Annotated in this window: 4 protein-coding genes; 3 read left to right on the forward strand and 1 reads right to left on the reverse strand. The window is 36.2% G+C overall.

Annotation, left to right across the window (positions count from 1 at the left end; translation table 11 throughout):
• Positions 1–797 (forward strand): HAD-IC family P-type ATPase (locus ACFY36_RS51800; RefSeq protein WP_499753328.1); only part of this gene is annotated, 797 nt, incomplete at its 5' end.
• A gap of 226 nt (positions 798–1,023) precedes the next feature.
• Here the strand turns inward: ACFY36_RS51800 and ACFY36_RS51805 are convergent.
• Positions 1,024–1,704, reverse strand: coding sequence for an IS6 family transposase (locus tag ACFY36_RS51805; RefSeq protein WP_058212875.1), 681 nt, complete (start codon positions 1,702–1,704; stop codon positions 1,024–1,026).
• Between the two features lie 168 nt (positions 1,705–1,872).
• Here ACFY36_RS51805 and ACFY36_RS51810 point away from each other — a divergent pair, with 168 nt between their 5' ends.
• On the forward strand, positions 1,873–3,171 hold the full coding sequence (locus ACFY36_RS51810; protein WP_014017385.1) for a polysaccharide deacetylase family protein: 1,299 nt from the start codon (positions 1,873–1,875) through the stop codon (positions 3,169–3,171).
• A 360-nt stretch (positions 3,172–3,531) separates the two neighbouring features.
• The gene (locus tag ACFY36_RS51815) at positions 3,532–3,843 is read left to right on the forward strand and encodes a hypothetical protein (protein ID WP_350977985.1); all 312 of its coding nucleotides are present in this window, start codon (positions 3,532–3,534) and stop codon (positions 3,841–3,843) included.
• The last annotated feature ends 760 nt before the right edge of the window (positions 3,844–4,603 follow it).

Genomic DNA, 4,603 nt, shown 5'->3' on the forward strand with positions numbered 1-4,603 from the left:
CTGCTATTTTAAACGAAGCGGATAAAACTAATGTGGATTACAAGTCAATACAAATCGAGGATTTCCAATCTATCACAGGTAAAGGACTTACAGGTATACATCAAAACATACGTTACTATATTGGAAGCCCTAAACTGTTTTCTGCATCAGTAATCGAAGAAACAGCGGTCAAAGTACAATACAGACAATTTCAAGAACAAGGGAAAACCGCCATGTATTTCGGTACTGACGAACAAATTTTAGGAGTAATTGCTGTCGCGGATGAAGTAAGAGATTCAAGTGCTGCCGTTATTTCTGAACTCCACAAGTTGTCAATTGAACACACTATTATGCTTACTGGTGATAATACTAAAACCGCTGAATCTATTGGTAAGCAATTAGGTGTGACTGAAATAAAAGGAGATCTAATGCCTCAAGAAAAATTAGATTCGATTAAAGCGTTGCGGACAACTTATAATAAAGTAGCAATGGTTGGCGACGGCATTAATGATGCACCAGCATTAGCTGCATCGACGGTTGGTATTGCAATGGGCGGTGCAGGGACAGATACGGCTCTCGAAACTGCTGATGTTGCTCTAATGGGCGACGATTTACAAAAATTACCATTCATTGTTAGACTTAGCCGTCAAACTCTAAAAGTAATTAAGCAAAATATCACCTTCTCATTAGGTATAAAACTATTAGCTCTACTACTAGTCATACCAGGTTGGCTAACACTATGGATTGCTATTGTAGCAGATATGGGAGCAACGCTTTTAGTAACATTAAACGGATTACGATTGATGAAAGTTAAATAACACAACAAATAAAAGAAGGCATGTTTATAAGCGTGCCTTCTTTTTATGATACTTTTTAGTTTTTTTGAACGCTAGTTATGAAGCAAACTATGCGCCATTTAAATATTAAAATGACAGTCTAACCTTATTAAGTAGGTGTTCCCATTAATACTTTGATTTCCTTAGATAATAGGGTTCTGTTGCAAAGTTTTAAATAAAGAATAAAATCCCTTACGGTATCTATGATTTAGGCTGTTATTCCCATTAATACCTTGATTTCAGTAGACACCGAAAAGCCGAAGAGAGTGCCTTCTTTTCGGGTTTTCTTATATAATCCTCGAATGGCTTCCATGCCTTTAATCGTGGGTGAGGCAGTGCGTAAACTTCGATAGAATTTATTGCGTCTCTTTACTGGACGATGGTCTTGTTCAATCAAATTATTCAGGTATTTAATGGTACGATGTTCTGTCCCTTGATAAAAGCCGTATTCTTTTAGTTTCTTAAAGGCACTTGTAATAGAGGGGGCTTTATCTGTGACTACAACCTTCGGTTCATCAAACTGCTTCACTAACCGCTTAAGAAAAGCATAGGCTGCTTGTGTGTCCCGTTTTTTACGTAACCAAATATCCAAGGTTAAACCATCTGCATCGATGGCTCGATACAAATAATGCCATTTTCCTTTAATTTTGATGTACGTTTCATCCATTTTCCATGAATAAAAGGATTTTTTATTTTTCTTTTTCCAAATTTGATAGAGTAGTTTGCCATATTCTTGCACCCAACGATAAATCGTTGTGTGAGAAACGTTAATGCCACGATCATATAAGATTTCTTGAACTTCACGATAGCTAAGGTTATAACGAAGATAGTAGCCCACGGCTACAATAATCACATCCTGCTGAAATTGCTTTTCTTTAAAATGATTCATCGTCATTCCTCCTGCTATCTTTTTCTATTATTCTACCTTATTTGATAGTAGATTTAAAACTTTGCAACAGAACCCTATATTCGTTACAATGGTTATGGGAAGTTTTTCAAAAGGTTAAGAAAAGCTTACGGGGGTTTTTGAAATCAAAAAGTAGTAGGGGACGATAAAATGAAACATACACACAAAATCATATTGGCTGTCACTTCTGTATGCACTGTTATTATTCTAGGTGTAAGTATCTTTTTTGTTACACAAGCAGTAACAAACAATAAATTAGAAAACACTAGTCAAACAACTCAACACTCAAGCAGCAGCTCAAAACCTGTTGAAGATAAACAAACGACGAAACAGCTTGATCAAGCAAAACAGCTTGCTGCAAGTTATCATTATGATGAAGCCATCGCCTTACTTGAAAAAGACGACGCCAAAGAAGCGCAACAATTGTTAGCAACTTTGAAAAAAGAAAAAGAATCCTTGGTAAAATGGGAAGACCCGACCAAAATCTCACACGTCTTCTTTCATAGTCTGATTGTTGATCCAGCTAAGGCTTTTCATACCCAGCAAGCACAAGGGTATAAAGATTATATGGTCACTATTTCCGAATTCAATAAAACCATTGATCAGTTATATAAAAATAACTATGTTCTTGTTAATCTAAATGGATTAGTCAAAAAAGGAACAGATGGAAAACTGACCTTTACAGGTGTTTCTCTTCCAGAAGGAAAGAAACCGTTAATTCTTTCGCAAGACGATGTCAGCTATTATGAATACATGGACAATTCAGGATTTCCAAGTAAGTTGATTGTCGATAAACAGAACCAAATCAAGAATATTTATATCGACAATAAGAAGGAAACTGTTGGTGACTATGATATGGTTCCATTGATCGATTCATTCATTAAAAAACATCCCGATTTTTCTTATCAAGGCGCCAAAGGAACATTAGCTTTAACAGGCTATAATGGTGTATTAGGTTACCGTACATCAAAATCAGAATATGGTGATAACGAAAAAACAAACAAAGAAATCGAAGCAGCCAAAAAAGTTGCTGATCAATTAAAGAAAGATGGTTGGAGTTTTGCTTCTCATACTTGGGGACACTTGAATATGACACAAGCTTCTTTAGCCGATATCCAACAAGATAATGAACGTTGGCAAAATGAAGTTGCACCTATTTTAGGCAAAACAAATATTTTGATCTACCCATTTGGCGCTGACATCAGCGATTGGCAACCTTATTCTGAAGCAAATCAAAAATTTGCTTACTTGAAACAACAAGGATTTGATATCTTCTGCAATGTCGATGCCTCAACTCCTGCATGGGGACAACTAGGAACTGACTACTACCGTAACGCCAGAATCAATATTGACGGTATCCGTTTCGAAGCTGACCTAAAAGGAGAAAATCCAATACTTGATCAATTTATCAACGTCAAAGAAGTGTATGACCAAAAAGATCGAGGATAGAGGTTGTGAAAGAAGCGTCCAGCTCCGCCGACAATAAGTAGGAATTAACTATCTAGGAACACATACCATGCGTAAAACAGGCGCTTATCGGGTCTATACGCAGTCAAACTATAATATTGGTTTAGTGATGCATTTATTAAACCATTCAAGTGAAGCCATGACCTTAACGTATCTTGGATTAGATCAAGCTAGTCGAGAAACGATGTTAGACCAAATTGATTTTGGGTAATGAATGTTTAGAACTTAGTAGTCGTCCAAAAACGACTACTTTTTTTGTTGAATCGTCCTTGGACGATTCGATGCTTTTGACTTGTAAGAACAGGATTGAATGAAGCCATACTGTTCGCATATTTTTAGTGGATGAACAAACAAAATACGAGAGATTTTTTGTTCGTTCATCCAAAAAGAGGGACGATTTCGGAAGAAGAAAATCGTCCCTCTTTTTCTTCTTTTTGTATGACAAAAAGAAAGATCTTTTGCCCATTTTATTTTTATAAAATGGGTAGGTGGCGTTTGCGTAAAGCAAATCGACACAATCCAAAGGGGATAAAAGGGGAAAGTGAAACTTCCCCCTTTTCAAGCCACATTGTAATACAAGAACGAAGTAATTTGTATTACAATGTGATAGCTTACAGCAGTATTTATGGGTTTATATTTGCTATTTTGTTGTGAGGATTGTAACCGAATAGGGCGCAATGCTTATTACAAAATCAATGACAAAGGGCGATTGAGGAATGAGCGCTGGGGCATTTTATCTTTGAGGAAGTTCTTGATGGATCAGAAAAATGTATCACAAATTGAAACAAAGACTCACTCATTTAAGAGACGCTACTAGCATGAAATTTTGTTGTTGCGATAAGCAACTTCTGATACACGATTTTTAGCCATTACATCACTCGTTTTTAGAGTGATGTGTAAGTGCGCATTGCACTCTTTTTTTACGAAACAAGCCGACCAGCGTTTGAAACTTTTTAGTTTTTCATCATTCTATTTTAAAACGCTCTAAAACTCGATTTAAGCGACTTTAATTCGAAACTGTCTATTTGTTCAAAGGGAACATTAAGAATGCTTAAACGAGCTTTTAAGTGGGTTTAAAGTGATTTTGAATTGAATAGCTTGTTTTAAGTTGTAAAAAAACAAGTTAAACAAAGTATAGGTTTTCCATTTAAGGGTTGTTAGGGCTTGCCCTGACCGTCTGTAAGACGCTTGATTGCAAAGTATGAGTATTTAGCTAGTCAAATAGTTAAAACAGCGTATACGAGCAATTAGAGGGAATCCAAGAAAGTCCTAAGAGAGGGTTTGATCTTTTCTTTTAGCGAGTGCGAGTGAACGCTGCAAGTAAAATGTGAGCGTGGTTTTCGCTCACTCCTTTTTTTGATGATTTTGACTTTGGATTTTACATTTTTGAAAAAAATAAAAAATAGGCGAAGCC

Origin of the sequence: Actinoplanes sp. NPDC000266 (assembly GCF_042899005.1) — a bacterium.
Classification (GTDB): domain Bacteria; phylum Actinomycetota; class Actinomycetes; order Mycobacteriales; family Micromonosporaceae; genus Actinoplanes.